This window comes from Amycolatopsis benzoatilytica AK 16/65 (assembly GCF_000383915.1).
Lineage (GTDB): Bacteria > Actinomycetota > Actinomycetes > Mycobacteriales > Pseudonocardiaceae > Amycolatopsis > Amycolatopsis benzoatilytica.
Genome location: NZ_KB912942.1, coordinates 6,478,933 through 6,494,944, shown reverse-complemented (window position 1 = coordinate 6,494,944; position 16,012 = coordinate 6,478,933). Strand labels below are relative to the sequence as shown.

The following is a 16,012-nucleotide window of genomic DNA, read 5'->3' as shown; positions in this document are numbered from 1 at the left end:
ACCACCGCACCCCGAGACTGTCCGGAAAGGACCTGCCAGCCATGAGCACCCACGTAGCAGCACCCGCCGCCGCCCCGACCGCGATGTTCCCCGCCGCTCCCGGGTGGCTGACCCTGTCCGCCGCCTTCGGCGAGGAGGCCCCCGCGATCGCCGCCCGCGACGACCTGGTGGTCACCGTCGCCCCCGGCGCGGGCCACGGCGCCCCCGCTTGCTTCTTCCCCGACTTCGCCACCATCGAGATCGACGGGTCCTATATGGACAAAGGAGTCGACCCCGCCACCGTCGCCCCGCACCGGGTAGGGGACCGCAACCGCTACCGCACCGCATGGGGCTTGCTGACCCACGAATGCGGCCATGCTTGCCATTCCGCGTGGCGCGCTCCCGACGACGCGCCCCCGGGAGCCGTCGAGGCGGCGGACCTGCTGGAGGAAAGCCGCTCCGAAGCAGCGCAGGTGCGCCGCCGCCCGGACGACCGGTACTGGCTGCGCGCCAGCGTCACCAACCTCATCCTCGCCGACACCAAAGCGAACGACCCCGCCGCCGCACCGAAAATGACCCACCGGGACGCCGCCCGCAGCGCTGCGCTGCTGCTGGCGCGGGTCGACGGAGGCATCCTCAACCGCCGCGAAGTCGCGAGCGTCGAGCGCGTCGTGCGCGACGTCCTCGGCACCGACACCCTCGCCGAACTCCGCACGATCTGGCGCGCGGCGCACCGCACGGCCGACGACAACGCCGACGCCATGATCGAACTCGGGCGCCGATGGTGCGAAACCCTCGGCGCAGACCCGAACGAGCCGCCTCCCGCCCCCAGCGCCGCTCCCGCCGCCGTCAACGGGAGCGGGACACCCTCGCCGTTGGCGAACGCGATCACCCGCACCGTCGCCGCGATCGGCAGTGCGGTCGCCGCCGAGCCCGCTCCCACCGACCCCGCCACGCAGGCCATGGCCGCACGAGCCGCCGACGACCAGGCACGCCAGCAGGCACAGACCGCCGCGAACGCGGTCTTCGGCGCTGGCAACGGATACGACCCCGCCGCCCGCCACGTCCGGGGCGCCCGTGCACCGAGAACGACCGAACAAACCGCCGCGCGGCACCTCGCCCGCGCGCTGACCACCGCCGGACACCGGGACCGCACGGCCGCCAAAACCCGCTCCACGGTGCCGCCGGGACGGTTGCGGATGCGCGGCGCGATGACCGCCGACGCGCAACGCGCGGCGGGCGCGATCCCCACCGCCGAACCGTTCACCCGCACCACCCGCTCCGCCGTGCCCGCCCCGCCGCTGCGGCTCGGCATCGTCTGCGACGTCACCGACTCCATGAGAGCCTTCACCGCCCCCGCCGCGTCGGCGGCCTGGATCCTCGCCCACGCCGCCCGCCACACCGCCGTGCCCGCCACCACCGCGACCGTGCTCTTCGGCGCGGGCATCGTCACCCCGGTCACCCGCCCGGGCACGACACCCGCGAAGGTGACCGAATTCGGCACCCGCATCGGCGGGCACGTCATCGACACCGCGATCAACGCCCTCGACGGCGCCCTCGACCTGTCCCGCCCGACCGCCGCGCGGCTGCTGGTGATCATCTCCGACGGCGACTTCGAAGCCGAGAACCGGAAGCGAGGCCAGAAGTTGCTCGACCGGTTGCGCGACAGCGGTTGCGCAGTGTTGTGGCTGTCACCCGACACGTCGGGAACCACGCCGATGAACGGCGCCACCGTGCACACCTTGACCGACCCCGCCGCCACCGCCCGCGCAATCGGTCAGGCCGCCACCGCAGCCCTGCGCGCCACCCGCTGAACCGTTCCGCCGCCCGGGGCGCGGGCACCCCCGCGCCCCGGGCGACACCAGGCCGACGAACGCAACGGAAAGAAGCGCCGAACCATGACGACCACGCCGCCCTCTCCTCCTCCCTCACCCGCGCTGCCCGCACGCGACGGTCGACGACACCACCGAACCGCCCACCTCAGCCGACGCGGATGCGAAGGAGCGCCCCTGGCGAACACCGCCGCGAGTCTGCTCGGACGGGCCGTCGCCGACGGGAGTCGACGGGCCCGCCGTCGGGAGAAACCCTTGCACGCGAGGAAGGAGCGACTTCTGTGGGCCGTGCTGGCCGCCGTGGTGCCGGGCCCGTGGACCCCGGTGATCGTGCTGGCCTGCATCCTCGGCCGCACCGCCGAGCGCGATCAGAACACGGCTGACCAGACCGAACGCCCGCTGTGCCCGCCGCCCGATCCCTACGCCTGCGTCCCGGCGTGAACCAGCCGGGATCCCTGAGTTCCACCACGGCAAAGGAGTGCCACCTCATGTCGAGCTACACCGACTTCTACCTCGGGCGCGGCGAGCACGCCGAGTGGATCGGCTCCCTGCGCGGGGAGTGCTGCCCCGACAACTTTCTCGCCGTCCCGCCCCTGCGGCTGGCGTTGACCGCGACCGACGAGGACACCGTCCGCGCGGCGGTCGCCGATGCCCTCGTCGTGTGGGAGGACGAACGCCTCGGCCAGGGGTACCGACCGGAACTGGGCTGGCCGTGGCCCTGGTACAGCAGCCACAGCAGCAGCTGGATCATCGCTTTCGATCCGGAAGCCCAGGCCGTGTTCGTCACCGTGGGCGGCGGGGTCCGCTGGCACCGTATCGATCCGGCCGACCCGCGATTCCCCGAGGGCGACGATCCGCTCGGCCCGCCCGACATCCGCGCGTGGCTGCGCGATCCGGCCGCCCCGCCGTCGGTGCCGATGCCGCTGATGCGCGAGAAGCCCACCGTCACCCCCGCTGTCGGCGGTGACGTCCGATGAGCTTCTCGACGACGCACGACTTCTACCTCGGGCGCGGCCCGGGCGCCGAATGGCTCGGGTCGGTCCACCTCGGCGGCTGCGCTCGCGACGGCCTCGGCGAGATCGAGCGCGCCCGCTCAGCGGGCGGGTTCGCCGCCCTCGTCGACCTCTTCCTGCACGCCACCGACATCGACCAGGCCGGCGAGGTCACCTGTGCGGGCCGCGAGTGGCCGTGGCCCTGGCCCACCAGCCACGGCACCGACTACGTCCACGCCTTCGACGCAGGCGCGGTGTGGACCGCGCAGCGCGGCGACCGCTGGTCGACGCGCGCGGGGGAGTACATCCCGCCCGGGCCGGACGAGGACCCGCTGACGTTCCCGCACGGGCGCGACACCTGCGGCTACACCGGGATCGACGCCGCCGACACCACCGCCCGCCGCTACGGCCCGCTGCTCGGCGCGACGCACCGCCACGACCTGCACCAGCTCGGACTGCGGATCCTGGCCGACCTCACCGGGCCGCCCGGACCAGGCTCCCCCGACGCCCTCGACCAGGTCCGGGCCTGGCTGTCGCCGCACCTGCGCTACGCGGTCGCCGTCGACGAGTCGGCGGTGGAGCTGGAGTTCGAGGTGTTCGGCTACCGCGACGGCGATCCCGCCGCCGAGGCCGCCGCGCAGGCGCTCGCGATGCTGCCCGCCCTCTACGGATGGTCCGACCCGTCCGGAGGTCCGCCCCGCTTCGGCGTGCGCGTGCAGATCGCCGCCGACGACCGCCACGCCGCGCACCCGGTTCTTGCCGACCGCCGCGTCCGCGCGGTGCTCACCGCCCGCTGACCCCGAACCCCAGCCCGCAACCACAGGAGAGGACACCATGCCGCCGGACACCGAACCCGCCGAGCCGCCCGCCCCAGACCAGGCGGGGACAGCGGAACCGCGCAGCGCCGCCGAGCACTGCGCCGCCGCCGAGGCCCTGTTCGCCCGCGCTCGCGCGATCTGCCCGACGCTCGGCAGCCGCGGCGTCGACCAGGCCGAGTACCGGCGCTGTCTCGACTGGGCACGCATGCACCTGCACCTGCGCCTCGCCGAGACCATCGCCGCCGGAGCCGGACTGGTGCTCGCACACCGCCGACTCCTCGCAGACGACGTGCGGCTGAACAACACCTACGTCAGCTGCGAGACCCGGGAATGGACCGAGTTCCTCAGAGACCGCCACGACACGACCGGGAGGTCGGCATGACCGCCCGCCCCGCCGACACCGACGCCACACCGCTGGAATCGGCCTGCCCCGACTGCCGCGTCGGGATCGGCGAAGCCCACGTCGAAGGCTGCGACGTGGCCCGCTGCCTGGCCACCGGAAGGCAGCGCCTCGGCCACGCCGCGTCGTGCCGCTGCCCCCAGGACACCTGGACCGGACGCTGGCCCGGGGAGGACGCGTGCCTGGAGTTCGGCTGGATGTTCGGCCCCGGCCTGCCCGACCTCACCCGCCTCCTGACCACGGCCACCTGGGATCCCGTCGCGCACCGCTGGACCCGCCCCGGCAATGGAATCGGGACCGCCGAAGGAGAAGCATCATGAACACTCTCGCCACCGCTTCGTCGGACCCCGCAGCAGGCACCGGTCTCGCCGCCGGCGAGCATTGGATCGAACTCGTGCCCGCCGCCCGCGGCGAGCCGCACCGGGTCAGCTTCCCCGCTGTCGTCGAACCCCGCCGCCACCACGGGCTGTGGGTGCGGCCCCGGCTCCGACGCGAAGTCGCCGAGGCGATGTGCGAGTGGCTCAACGTGGTCTACCCCGTCGACCCGGACTGGTACCCGCTGGCCCGCTTCGAGGACGACCTCCTGGTGGCCTTCACCGGGGACGCCGAACACCAGCGCCACGAGATCGCCCTGGACGAGGACGGCCGCTACCCGTTGGGCGAACTGGGCCGCTGGTTCCTGTCCGGCCCGACCCGCACCCCCGCCCGGCGCTGCCGCCAGCCCGACATACTGCGCGACGCCGAGCGCCCCCTCGCGCGCCCCGGCGAAACCATGGTCACCTGCGACCCGCCAACCTGCCCGCGAGCGGGTTTCCCGCCCGGATCGAGACCCGCCCCACAGCGCCGTGGGTCCCGGTGTTCCGGCCGGACGTCGCCGAGGCCCCGGCGGTGTGGTGCACGACGAACCACGACACGTTCCCCGACGAGCACCCGCTGGTGTACTTCGACGGCGGCACCCTGGTCCACGTTCACCAGCACCTGCGGTCCCTCGACGGCTACAGGCCCTGGCGCATCGATCCCGACCCGGACGGAAACTATCGGATCGACGGGCACGAATGGACTTTCCACGCGGCATCGGAGACATCCGAGGGCGAGGCGAACCCGGCTGCGGCAACGCCGCAGCCCGGGCAGCGAGCCCAGCGGGGAAGGAGTCCAGCGTGACCGCGCCCCGGTTGGTCAACGAGCGGGTCGCCACGAACGGCGAGCACCATATGCTCGAACGCATCCACCATCACGGCCCCGACACGTTGCGCGTCCGGGTCGTCCGTGACCTGCACTCGGCGGCCCGCTCCCGCGCGGTCACCGAGTGCCTCACCGCCAGCCACCGGTGGAGCGGGCTGGCCGAGCTGCCCGCCCGCGACTGGTATGACGCGACCTCCGCCTGCATCCTGGCCACCACCGCACGCGTGCTGGGCCGGGTCGCGGACGCGGTGCTGGAGGCGGCGCTGCGCGAGCACGCCTCGGGCACGGTGTTCGGGGAGCGCTACGGCGACACCGCCGCCCTCGAGCTCCCACAGCTCGCGGTTTGGCTGAGCGCCGAGGTCACCGGCCTGCTGCGGGGCCACCACGACCCGGTCTGGCGGGCCGTGCGGTGTTCCGCTGTCGCGCGTCCGCTGCCGCGGGAGATCCGGCTGAACCTTCACGGCCTGGGCGAGGCCGCCGAACGCTGGGTACCGGACGTCGACGGCCAGCGCTTGCTCGACGACATCCGGCGGCTGGCCGATCACCACAACTGGAACCGCGGCCACGAGCGCCGCTTCGGCCTGATCCTGTGCGTGGTCACCGACCCCTCCGCCCCAGCGCGGGTCGCCCGGGACAAGGGGCCGGGCACGATCACCGTCGAGTCCTGAAACCCGGGCGGTCTGACCCGGGTGGCCCCGCAGCGAGGAGAAAACCCCTGGGCGACCCGCCTCGGGATCATTCGTGCGCTGCACGGTGTCCTCGGTGCCCAACGCCGAGGCATACTCTGTCGCACACCCGATTCGTCGTTTGGCCGCGGAGCAAGACGGCAGGAAATCCGCTGGTCGAGGGAATCGCGATCGGCGACCGGCGCCGCCCGTGGGGCGTGAACGGCATCCGCGACGGCAACGGACTGCCGCCGTGGACAACCCAGCCCGGCTGGTGCGCGCCAGCGCAAGACTTTCGAGCACAGCGCGGCATTCTCGACCCCGACTTGGTCCGACTCGGCCATCGCCGGGACACCGACACTGCCGCCGTCCGGGACAACGCCTTCACGCGCGCATCATCGGCCGATTTCGGCCTGCGGACGCGCCGTCCCGGGTGGGCGATGTTTGGCCGATGACGAACCGGCGCCATCCTCGGCTCCCGATGCCGCGAACGCGCACTCTGCTGCACGACCTCGTCGACAGGCAGCCGACAGCCGCGACGCCAGAGGGGCGGATTCAGACGGTCCAGGTGGTGAATGGCGGGGTGGGCTGTCGTCGTCCTGTTCCCGTCGGTTGTGCCGGAGCGGTGTCGGCACGAACACCCGGGCGGGCCCGCGCCACCGGACGTGGATGGCGGCGGACCCGCGCACGGCTATTCGGGTCAGGCTTCCGAAGCCGGGTCCGCGGAGGCGGCGGTCGTTTCCGGGACGCAGGTCTTGTCCGGATTGATGGCGAACCGTTTCGGTGCCTCGCAGGTCTTGATCGCGTACCCGTCGGTGACGAGCTTCTCCAAGGCGTTGTTGACTGCTCCGCCGGAGCGGCCGAGTTCCATGCCGATCTTGGCGGGGCCAAAGCTTTCGCCCGGGTGCTCGGTCAGGTACTCCTCCACCAAGGCCCGCAGCCCGCCCTTGGGCAGCCGATCCTTGTCCCTGGCGATCCTGTCGGCGGATTCGGAGACCGCCGGAGCGGCGCCCGCAGGCGGCTCGTGCTCGGTTTCGTCACCCTCCGAATCCGCCGATGCTGTGTCAGTCGAAGTCATGGCGCCGTCGTCGTCGCCGTTGCGCGACAGGGCTGGTGTGTCGTCGGCGTCGGTGCGACAGGTCGCATCGTCGATGCTGGTCATCACCGTCGTGTCTGACTGCGCGGCGACGGCGTCGCTGGCTGGCCGTGCGAGCGTCCAGGTGTCGGGGTTGCTAGGACCGTCGCCTGCGGTCCGGATCGCGGTGCCGTCGCGGCCCCAACGGGCCAGGATCTTCGCCGCGGTCGAACGGCCGACTCCGCCCGCCATCGCCAGTTCGGCGGTCGTGGAGCCAGGATTGCCGGTCAGCGCCGACCGTACCTTGTCCTCTGTAGACGGTGTGTTCTGCTGGCCAAGGCCATCGGCCACGGCGTGCGGGTGGCGGTCGCCGTCGGTCGCGGACGTGGCGGTGTCGGTGCGGTGCTTGCGGGACATGACTAACTCCATGTGTCTGATGCGGAATGAGATGGTCATGCCCCGGCCGGGGCGTGGCCCGCCGGTGCGCATCCGGTGGGTTCGGGCTACACGACTATGGACGCTTCGTCACCGCGCCCGTGTCAAGCGATCCGTCAATAAGACATGTGTCTCATGTGGACACGCCGCGAACCTGGGAATCGCTGCTTCACACGGGTCCACTTCGTTCTCGTGTCCCATGCGACCGTTGACAACGCCGCGTTCGCGAAGCGTCCATACACATCGGTCACCCGGCCGACAACACCCGGAACCGAAGGAGCGCATCGACAATGACGACTGACCGCGACATCCGCGACCAACCCGAAACGGCACCCGACGCGGTCGTGGACGCACCGCGAATGCAACCGCCAACCGACCAGGTGGCCGCGACTGCGGGGGCGTCACAGCCACACGACGAGGCGGCCATGCGAGCGCGGGAAGGGTTCGGCCTGGTGCGGCTGAGGGCGGGTCGACGACCCGAGGGGGAGGGCGGGCGCCGGCCCGCACGCGAAACGCCCGTTCCCTTTCCGTCTTCGGCCTAGTTGCACGAGCACGGTCGGCTGGGCGGCGGAGCAGTGGTCCTTGCTACTCCCGTGCTGCGCGGGCGAGAACCCTGCTTCCACGTCCCGCCGGGCTGGTCCTGCGCGATCGCGATCCACATCGTCGTGGGCGCGTGAACGAACACGTCGACAGCGGCCGGGTCGGCACTGACCCAAGCGAGGCTCCCGCTGGCCACTGTCTCGGGGCGACAAAGCTGGATGAACGGGACTGTCGTGTTTCGACACCCCTGGCGGTCGATCCGAGAATCCTTTGCGCTCGATGGGTTCACCGTCCGCGGCGGACGCCGCCTCGCCCGGATGCCGAGGCGGTGCAACAAGGCGAGGTCTCAAGCGAGGAGTCGACCGGTCGGGCCGTGCGGCGAGGCTGTGCGATGCAGCATTCTCGTTGCTCTCCACGTTAGTGTGCGGACAGCGCGATTACCGTGCCGGGCTGGACCCAGCGCATGATCGTCATCAGGGTTCCCGCTGGTATTGCGACACAGCCTTGGGTTGCGGCGCCGTTGGCGACGTGGAGGAAGTATGCGCTGCCGCCGCCTGCGGTGCGTTGGGCATTGGCTCCGATGACGAGGGCGTAGTTGTAGACGGTGCCTGCGTTGTAGAGGTTTTCCGAGGCCTGTTCGTCGAACGGGCAGGTGCCGGGGGCGCAGCGTTGGTGGGTGTTGTAGTCGGGGCTGTTGACGTCGCTGACCCACCAGTCCGAGGTGTCGACTTGGCGGTAGGAGAGTCCCGATCCGGGGTTGGGCTGGCGGCCGAAGGCGCTGGTGATGGAGAAGACGCCGGCTGGGGTTGCGGAAGTGGATTCGCTGTAGTTGCTGGAGATCCCGGGCCCGCCGACCTTGGCGGCGATGCCGTCGACGACGGTGGTCCAGTCGGATCCGGACTTCTGCCAGGTCGACAGGACCGCGTTCGACCCGCCTGAGCCGCCCACCGAGATCACTCGGGTCGCACTCCCGACGCGGTCGGCGAACCACGGCGGTGCGGGGCGCGACACGTTCTCGGCCCGGGCCGCGGCGGCCTCGGCTGTTTTCGGGGACGACGGTCCTGACGCGCGGGAGGATTTCGCAGGCGAGGGTTCCGTCGTCGTGAGCGCGGCCTCGGTGCTGCTCGATGGCGCCGTGGTGCTCGGGGGAGCATCCGTCATCGCCGCAGAGGTCGGCATTGCGGCAGTGGCCGTCGGCGAAGAGGTCCCGACGGCGGCGGTCGTGTCGTCCGCGGCCGCGTGGGGAGTGGGCTGCAGGCCGGAGGCGAGGAAAGCGGCAGCTGCCACGGTTCCGGCACAGCACACGATCTTGACCGTGGCAGAAAGTTTCCCAAAGCGTCGATTCATGCCAAACTTTCAACAGCCGGAGTAATCGGGCGAAGGGAAGTTACCAGGCGCGAATCGCGTCGTGTCACCCCCGTCAAGGAGGCGCCAAGGAGTTCTCGAGCCTGCTGTATCGCGCCAAGTTCGGCAGTCGCTGCGCATGTCCCGAGGTCGCTTGCTCGCCCCGGGAAAGATGAGCGGAAGGTTAATTATTCGCCTTTCGGGTCGGATGTTCTGAAAGTTACATCATTCGGCTTAGTTCGTTTCTGTTCGCCTTGGGGCAGTATTCCGGTTTACCGACTGGGGCGGGACGGCCACGGTCACGGGGCTCCGAGGAGTTTGCGGTGGGATCTGGTCGTCGCGGTGGCGCGCGCCTGCGCTCGTTCGTGTGGTCGGCGCTCCGGACAGTCGCGCTGGTGGTGATCGTGTCGCTGCTTGCCGGCTCGGCAGAAGCCGTTGCGGCTCCGCAACGTGGTGCGGCGGCGTCGCGTCCGGAGCGGATCGATCCGCGGGATGTGCCGATGCTGAAAACGCCGGCCGCTGCGGAGCGGGCGGCAGCTCCGGCGCGGCCGGCCGGCGATTTCGGTCCGTTGATGGGCAAGGGCGCGGGGAAGACGCACGCGGGCGCGAAGTTCGACGCGAAGTCCTCGCGGGAGGTCGGGCGGTCGGAGCGGTCGGTGGACTATGCCAATGCCGACGGCAGTCATTCGCTGATGTTGTCGCAGGCCCCGCTCAGCGTGGCCGACGGGCGCGGCGGGTGGCTGCCGGTGGACACTCGCCTGTCGGTGGACCCGGCGTCGAAGACGGCCAAGACGGCCAAGACGGGCAGGCACGGGCTGTCGCCGCAGTTCGCCGAGCACGCCGACGATCCCGCATTGCTGCGGCTGGATCAGGGCGGGCAGCCGGTCGCGTTCGGCTTGTCCGGGGCGCAGCCGGCGGAGCGCACGGTGAAGGATTCGACCGCGACTTATCCGGACGCGTTGCCGGGCACCGACCTGCAGTACGTCGTGGAACCGGGCGGTGTCAAGGAATCCCTGATTCTCAAGGACGCCACGGCGGCGGGCACGGGCAGCTGGGTGTTCCGGATGGACCTGGGCGGGCTCACGCCCGTGGTCGAGGGCGACAGTGTCCTGGTCAAGGGTGCCCGCGGTGCTGTGGTGGCGGCGTTGCCGCCGATCCAGGCGTGGGATTCCTCGGGCGACGACGCCAAACACAAGGCTCCGGCGCAGACCGGCGGCAGTTACGCGCTCAAGCGGGATGGCAAAGCCTGGCTGCTGACGGTGTCGGTGGACGCGACGTGGCTCGGCGACAAGGCGCGGGTCTTCCCGGTGACCGTCGACCCGACCTACACCTACGGGTTCAACAACGACGCCCAGTCCAACGCCTACAAGTCCGACGGGACCTCGTGCGTGAACTGCGGCATCCAGATCGGCAACTCCCTGGCCGGCCCGGCCGGCAACCCGAACACCTACTGGCGGACCGCAGACCGGTGGGACTTCACGCCGCTGTTCGGCAAGGCGGTCGTCGGGGCGCGGCTGGACTTCAACCGCAATGCCCAGACCGGGTCGATGCTGTCCTGGCCAGCGGGGCTGTACCAGGCGACGTCGCCGCTCGGATTCAACGCGGTCGGCCAGTTCCTGGCCTCGGCCCCGATCGGCGACACCGGCTCGATGCAGTCGCAGGCGTTGACCGACTTCATCGCCGGGCGGGTGTCGGCGCGGGACAACACCTCCTGGTTCATGATCACCGGCCAGGAGGGCAACGACTGGTCCTACAAGAACATGCAGACCAACCTGATCGTCGACTACGGCACCGCTCCGCCGGCGACCAGTATCGCCGCCCCGTCGGACGGGAGCGTGCTGTCGAACCTGACGCCGACGCTGCAGGCGACCCCGGTGACGAACCCGTCGGGCGACGGCACCTTGTACTGCTTCAAGGTCGCGACCGGCTCGGACGGGCTGACCGGCATCGTGGTCGACTCCGGCTGCCTGACCAGTCCCACGTGGACGGTCCCGGCCGGGGTGCTGCAGGACGGCACCTCCTACACCTGGCGGGTGCTGACCGCGCTCCAAGGCGGCGTCACCACCACGACGCCGTCGTGGGTCGGGCACTTCAAGATCGACCAGCGCATCGGCGAGGCAGGCCCGGCCCCGGTCGACACCGTCGGCGGCGTGACGGTGAACCTGGCCAACGGCAACACCCACGTCGAGGACGCCGGACCGACCTTCACCACCGTGGGCGGCACCGCCGGAGTGACGTTCTCCTACAACTCCCAGCAGACCGACCCCTACGGCCTGCGAGCCTCCTACTTCAACGACCCGACCCATTCCGGCACCCCTGATGCGAACCCGGTGCTGGTGCGCAACGAGCCGCAGGTCAACAACGACTGGGGCAGTGCCTCGGTGTTCGCGCCCGCGCTGGCGCAGGACTGGTTCGTCGGCCGCTGGGAAGGCTACTTCCAGGCACCCGCGACCGGCACGTACGACTTCGCCGGCGTGCACGCGGGCGGCGCGAAGATCTGGGTGAACAACCAGCTCGTCTACAACAACCCCAACACCTCCGACGTCAACTTCGCGCTGACCAGCGCCAACGGCCCGGTCACCGAGATCGCGTTGACCGCGGGGCAACGCGTCCCGATCAAAGCCGAGCTGTACCACTCCTCGGGCCCGGCACGGATGAAACTGTGGGCGCAGACCAACGAAGCCGGCACGAAAGCCGTGCCCCCGCAGGTGATCCCGGGCTCCTGGCTCTACACCTCCGACTCGCCCGCCCTGTCCAGGGGTTGGACGATGTCGGCCGACCTCGACGGCTCCGGTGCCTCCTACACCAAAGCCCAGGTCCTCGACCAGACGATCGTGCTGACCGACGCGACCGGCACCAAGCACACCTGGACCAAAGCGGCGACCGGCGGATACACCCCGCCAGCCGGGGAAGACGGCATCCTCGGCCTCGACACCACCGGCAAAATCACCCTCGCCGAAGGCGCATCGCTGTTCGTGTTCAACCCCGACGGCACGCTCGCGACCATCTCCTCCAGTGCGGACTCGAAGAAACCCGCCGCCCTGCAGAACAGCTACAGCGGCAGCCCCTCACGGCTGACCCAGATCAAAGACCCCGTCTCCGGCCGCGCGCACACCCTCTACTACAACACCGACGGCACCACCGCCTGCTACGGCGGGGCCACCGCACCGCCGGGCACGGACCCGACCCCGCCGTCGCAGATGCTGTGCCGCATCGCCTACTGGGACGGCACCGAAACCCGCCTCTGGTACTCCGGCCAAACCGTCGCCCGCATCGAGAACCCCGGCAGCGACTCCGCCGACTACGGCTACACCAGCACCACCGGCCCGCTGACCGCCATGCGAACGCCGCTGGTCAACGACTGGATCGCCGCTGACCCCGCCAACCGCGCCGGCCGCAACGACATCCTCACCACCCTCGCCCAGGACACCTCAACCGGAAAACCCAAAGCCACCAAGGTGTCCCTGCCGCTGCCCGACCCCACCAACACCACCCAACCCGGTCCCGCGCACTCCTACCGCTACGACCCGGCCAACAAACAATCCTTTGTGGACGTCGCTGGCCTCGCACCGGCAACCGGGTTTGCGTCGAAGGCGACCTATGACGACGCCAATCGCGAGCTGACCGCCACCGACGCGACCGGGAAAACCACCGCGAAGACGTGGAACGTCAAAGACCAGCTGTTGTCCTCGACCGACCCCGCCGGCCGCGTGTCGACCACTGTCTACGACTACGCCGACCGGCCCGCCGACGAGTACGGACCCGCGCCGGCGTCGTGCTTCACCGGCCAGCAGCCGACCACCGCCTGCGCCGCCACCGTCCCGCACACCCACACCAACTACGACGAAGGCCTGAACGGACTCTCGGCCAGCTACTACGACAACACCGCGCTCGCCGGAGCACCCAAGGTTTACGCCACCGGAGTCGGCACCCAAGACGGCACGCTGTCCGCCAGCTGGGGCGCCAACCCGCCGGTCGCCAACACCAGCGGCTTCTCCGCCCGGTTCACCGGCGAAATCCAATTCCCCGCCACCGGTGCCTACGGACTCGGATTCAACGTCGTGGACGGGGTCCGGCTCTGGATCGACGACGTCCTCGTTATAGACAGCTGGACCGACAAAGCAAACACGTCCGTCACCGGCTCCTACACCAACGCCACCGCCGGAACCTGGCACCGCATCCGCGTCGACTACTACAACCGCAGCGGCACCACCGGACTCGTCAACTTCACCTGGTCCCCACCCGTGGCACAGCCATGGACAGTCGTCCCCGGCGCGGACCTGCACCCCCGCTACGGCCTGGCCACCTCCTCGACCGTGTCGGAATCGAACGGAGTCCCGGACAAGACCAGCGCCACGAAGTACGGCGAAAACGGCCTCGACCCCACCTTCGGCCTGGCCACCAGCGCAACCGCGAATCCGGGCGGCCTCGGATTGACTGGCCGAGCCGGATACGAGACGCCTGGCTCGGGCTATCTGCGCCGGACCAGCAAGACCATGCCCACTGGGTCGCAATACACCTACGTGTACTACGGCGATGCTGAAACCCGCGCCAACCCGTGCGTCACCGGCAGCCCCGCAGTGAACCAAGGCGGACTGCCGAAACTGACCACCTCGCCCACCCCGTCCACCGGCGGCGCTCGCACCGACGAACAGGTCTACGACGCTTCGGGCCGGATCACCGCCAAAGCCACCAGCGGCGACTGGATCTGCACCACCTACGACGGCCGCGACCGGCCCACCCAAATCACCTATCCTGCCAACCCGACCGTCGGGCCTCGCACCGTCACCTATAGCTACGCCGTCGGCGGCGACCCGCTGATCACCTCGGTCGCCGACTACAACGGCACCGTCACCACCACCACCGACCTGATTGGTCGGGTTGTGTCTTATACCGATGTGCAGGGCACGAAGACCGCCACCAACTACGACCAGGCAGGGCGTGCCACGCAGACGGTGGTCACTCCACCCAACGCCGCCGATGTGGCGCAAACGGCCACGTACACCTACGACGACGCCGGTCGTGTCCTCACCACGAAGCTCGGCACGGCCACCTTGGCGACCGCCAGCTACGACAATGCCGGCGAGTTGGCGTCTGTCGCCTACGCCAACGGTTCGTCTCTCGCCTCCATCGCCAAAGACCAGGCCGGCAACGTGACCTCGTTGAACTGGCAGACCAGCGATGCACACCAGATCGCGTCGACCGTCTCACGGACACGAACCGGAACCGTCTACCAGGAAACCCTCAACGGAGTCGACCCCAACCCGGGCGGCCCCAGCTACGTCTACGACGCCGCAGGGCGCCTCACCGAGGCATACTCCGCCGGACACCACTTCACCTATGACTTCACCTCCACCGCCGACCCCGCCTGCCCAGCCGGTGTTCAAGCCAACGCGGGCCTGAACACCAACCGGGTGCGGCTGCTCGATCAGGCCGGGACCACTACAACAACCACGGGCTACTGCTACGACGCCGCCGATCGGCTGCTCGCCACCACCGGCGCGAACCCGATCACCGGCATCACCTACGACAGCCACGGGAACACCACTCAGTACGTCCAGGGCGGGACGACCACCAACCTAGGGTTCGACTCCGCCGACCGGCACCTCACCGCCTCGACCACCAGCAGCGACCCCGCCCAGGTCGCTACCATCGGCTACACCCGCGACGTCACCGACCGGATCGTGCGCCGCGACGCCACCGCGGGCGACCCTCAGGGCACGGTGCTCTACGGCTACACCGGTGGCGGCGACTCGGCCGAGGTGACCTATGACGTCAACAAACGCCTACTGACCCGCAGCCTGTCCCTGCCCGGCGGGGTGCTGTTGACCTTCACCTATCCCGGTGGTGTGGCCACCCCCGAGTATGACCACGTCACCATCCGCGGCGACATCTGCCTGTCCACCGACGGCACCGGCAAACAGACAGGCAACCTGTACACGTACGACCCGTTCGGGCAGCCGATCACGACAACCGGCACCGTCGACTCCCAGGCTGTTCCCGCCAACCAGCCCGGCAAGATGAACTACGGCTGGCTCGGCCAACACCAACGCCCCTATGAACACGCCGGCGCCCTCTCCCTTGTCCAAATGGGCGCCCGCCCCTACAGCCCACTCCTCGGCCGCTTCCTCTCCGTCGACCCCGTCGAAGGAGGCAGCGCCAACGACTACGACTACACGAACGCCGACCCCATCAACGCGACCGACCTCGGCGGCAACCGGCCGAGGAAGGGCGCGGATCACGGGCGCAATCAGGAAAACCGGAAGGGGCACCACAAAGGCGCGAGCAAGCGGACCGGTGACAAACACGCCAAGGGTGACCGTCACGGTGGCCACCGGAAGATTCCCCGGAACCCGAACAAGCGACACGGGAAGGGCGGCGCGCAGAGCTCGTTCGCGCACCTGGCACAACCCGCTCCAAGCCCGATCGGGGGCATGAACTGGCGGGAACGGAACGAGCGCCGTAACCCCTATGTCGACATGGGCGTCCCTGAGGGATATAGGCCGCCGCAACCGGACGGTGGCGGCGGTGGGTGGTGGGGCTGGGCCGGGGCTGCCGGCCTGGGCGGCGGCCTACTGTGGTGGCTCGGCAAGATCGCATCGCCCGCCTGTGGCCCAGCCTTGCCGGCCTGTGCCATCGTTCTCTAGCAACAGCCGAACAAGGAGTATGTCCGGATGAACTCGGGTCTCACCGACGGCGAACAGCCACTGAGCGCACACGGCGCACAGCTACGCGACGACGACCGTCACG

Annotated in this window: 11 protein-coding genes; 9 read left to right on the top strand and 2 right to left on the bottom strand. The window is 70.1% G+C overall.

Annotated features, from left to right (window positions below):
* The first annotated feature begins 41 nt into the window (after positions 1–41).
* From AMYBE_RS0130095 to AMYBE_RS0130060, 8 genes are all read left to right on the top strand, one after another.
* Complete coding sequence (locus tag AMYBE_RS0130095; RefSeq protein WP_020663109.1) at positions 42–1,793, top strand: VWA domain-containing protein; 1,752 nt, start codon at positions 42–44, stop codon at positions 1,791–1,793.
* 273 nt (positions 1,794–2,066) lie between these two features.
* Positions 2,067–2,252, top strand: a complete 186-nt coding sequence (locus tag AMYBE_RS45135) for a hypothetical protein (RefSeq protein WP_154676330.1) — start codon at positions 2,067–2,069, stop codon at positions 2,250–2,252.
* 47 nt (positions 2,253–2,299) lie between these two features.
* A complete protein-coding gene (locus tag AMYBE_RS0130085) occupies positions 2,300–2,788 on the top strand; it encodes a hypothetical protein (protein ID WP_020663107.1) in 489 nt (162 codons plus the stop codon).
* The gene (locus tag AMYBE_RS0130080; protein ID WP_020663106.1) at positions 2,785–3,600 is read left to right on the top strand and encodes a hypothetical protein; all 816 of its coding nucleotides are present in this window, start codon (positions 2,785–2,787) and stop codon (positions 3,598–3,600) included. The genes AMYBE_RS0130085 and AMYBE_RS0130080 overlap by 4 nt, the downstream gene beginning before the upstream one ends.
* Positions 3,601–3,637: 37 nt before the next feature.
* Entirely contained in the window at positions 3,638–4,003 is a 366-nt protein-coding gene (locus AMYBE_RS0130075) for a hypothetical protein (protein ID WP_020663105.1), read from the top strand.
* A complete protein-coding gene (locus AMYBE_RS42570) occupies positions 4,000–4,341 on the top strand; it encodes a hypothetical protein (protein ID WP_020663104.1) in 342 nt (113 codons plus the stop codon). The genes AMYBE_RS0130075 and AMYBE_RS42570 overlap by 4 nt, the downstream gene beginning before the upstream one ends.
* A gap of 535 nt (positions 4,342–4,876) precedes the next feature.
* Positions 4,877–5,182: a hypothetical protein gene (locus tag AMYBE_RS0130065; protein ID WP_020663103.1), complete on the top strand. Its 306-nt coding sequence runs from the start codon at positions 4,877–4,879 to the stop codon at positions 5,180–5,182.
* Positions 5,179–5,871 (top strand): hypothetical protein, encoded by a 693-nt coding sequence (locus AMYBE_RS0130060; protein ID WP_020663102.1) that lies wholly within the window; start codon positions 5,179–5,181, stop codon positions 5,869–5,871. Before AMYBE_RS0130065 ends, AMYBE_RS0130060 begins: the two co-directional genes overlap by 4 nt.
* 697 nt (positions 5,872–6,568) lie before the next feature.
* Here AMYBE_RS0130060 and AMYBE_RS0130055 read toward each other — a convergent pair.
* Together AMYBE_RS0130055 and AMYBE_RS45890 are read right to left on the bottom strand one after the other, a co-directional pair.
* Positions 6,569–7,432: a hypothetical protein gene (locus AMYBE_RS0130055; protein WP_245573270.1), complete on the bottom strand. Its 864-nt coding sequence runs from the start codon at positions 7,430–7,432 to the stop codon at positions 6,569–6,571.
* A gap of 903 nt (positions 7,433–8,335) precedes the next feature.
* Positions 8,336–9,265, bottom strand: a complete 930-nt coding sequence (locus tag AMYBE_RS45890; RefSeq protein WP_211226873.1) for a L,D-transpeptidase family protein — start codon at positions 9,263–9,265, stop codon at positions 8,336–8,338.
* A gap of 320 nt (positions 9,266–9,585) precedes the next feature.
* On the opposite strand from AMYBE_RS45890, the gene AMYBE_RS0130045 reads away from it, so the two are divergent.
* On the top strand, positions 9,586–15,909 hold the full coding sequence (locus tag AMYBE_RS0130045; protein ID WP_020663098.1) for a PA14 domain-containing protein: 6,324 nt from the start codon (positions 9,586–9,588) through the stop codon (positions 15,907–15,909).
* The last annotated feature ends 103 nt before the right edge of the window (positions 15,910–16,012 follow it).